This is a genomic window from Variovorax boronicumulans (assembly GCF_009811375.1).
In the GTDB taxonomy this organism is placed as follows: Bacteria; Pseudomonadota; Gammaproteobacteria; order Burkholderiales; family Burkholderiaceae_C; genus Variovorax; species Variovorax boronicumulans.
Map to the genome: position 1 here is coordinate 1 of NZ_BKDH01000012.1, position 1,203 is coordinate 1,203.

A 1,203-nucleotide genomic window follows, 5' to 3' on the forward strand; every position below is an offset into this window, starting at 1 on the left:
CGGCTTAGATGTCGAGGATCTTGGCCACGACGCCCGAACCCACGGTACGGCCGCCTTCACGGATGGCGAAGCGCAGGCCTTCTTCCATCGCGATCGGGTTGATCAGCTTCACGGTGATGCTGACGTTGTCGCCAGGCATGACCATTTCCTTGTCCGCGGGCAGCTCGATCGCGCCGGTCACGTCCGTCGTGCGGAAGTAGAACTGCGGACGGTAGTTGTTGAAGAACGGCGTGTGACGGCCGCCTTCGTCCTTGGACAGGACATACACCTCGGCGGTGAAGTGCACGTGCGGCTTGATCGAGCCGGGCTTGCACAGCACTTGGCCGCGTTCGACTTCTTCGCGCTTCGTGCCGCGCAGCAGCACGCCGACGTTGTCGCCAGCTTGACCTTGGTCCAGCAGCTTGCGGAACATTTCCACGCCGGTGCAGGTGGTCTTGACGGTGGGGCGGATACCGACGATTTCGATTTCTTCGCCGACCTTGATCACGCCGCGCTCGACAGCGCCGGTCACCACGGTGCCGCGACCCGAGATCGAGAACACGTCTTCCACGGGCATCAGGAACGTGCCGTCCACAGCGCGCTCAGGCGTGGGGATGTACGTGTCCAGGGCTTCTGCCAGCTTCATGATGGCGCCTTCGCCCAGGTCGCCCTTGTCGCCTTCCAGGGCGAGCTTGGCCGAGCCGTGGATGATGGGGGTGTCGTCGCCGGGGAATTCGTACTTGTCGAGGAGTTCGCGAACTTCCATTTCGACCAGCTCGAGCAGTTCCTTGTCGTCGACCATGTCGCACTTGTTCAGGAACACGATGATGTAGCCCACGCCCACCTGGCGAGCCAGCAGGATGTGTTCACGGGTCTGGGGCATCGGGCCGTCAGCGGCCGAGCACACCAGGATGGCGCCGTCCATCTGGGCGGCGCCGGTGATCATGTTCTTCACATAGTCGGCGTGACCGGGGCAGTCGACGTGTGCGTAGTGGCGGTTGGCCGTTTCGTACTCGACGTGCGCGGTGTTGATCGTGATGCCGCGGGCCTTTTCTTCAGGCGCTGCATCGATCTGGTCGTAAGCCTTGGCTTCGCCGCCGAACTTGGCCGACAGCACGGTGGCGATCGCAGCCGTCAGCGTGGTCTTGCCGTGGTCAACGTGACCGATCGTGCCCACGTTCACGTGCGGCTTGGTGCGGGTGAATTTACCTTTTGCCATTTTTC

At 62.8% G+C, this 1,203-nt stretch carries 1 protein-coding gene; it reads right to left on the reverse strand.

What is annotated here, in order from left to right; genetic code table 11:
• Positions 1-4 precede the first annotated feature (4 nt).
• Complete coding sequence (gene tuf / locus VHAB30_RS30920) at positions 5-1,198, reverse strand: elongation factor Tu (protein WP_062478858.1); 1,194 nt, start codon at positions 1,196-1,198, stop codon at positions 5-7.
• Positions 1,199-1,203 lie beyond the last annotated feature (5 nt).

Coding starts and splice junctions, on each gene's coding strand:
- tuf (WP_062478858.1), bottom strand. CDS start 1,198: ATGGCAAAAGGTAAATTCACCCGCACCAAGCCGCACGTGAACGTGGGC.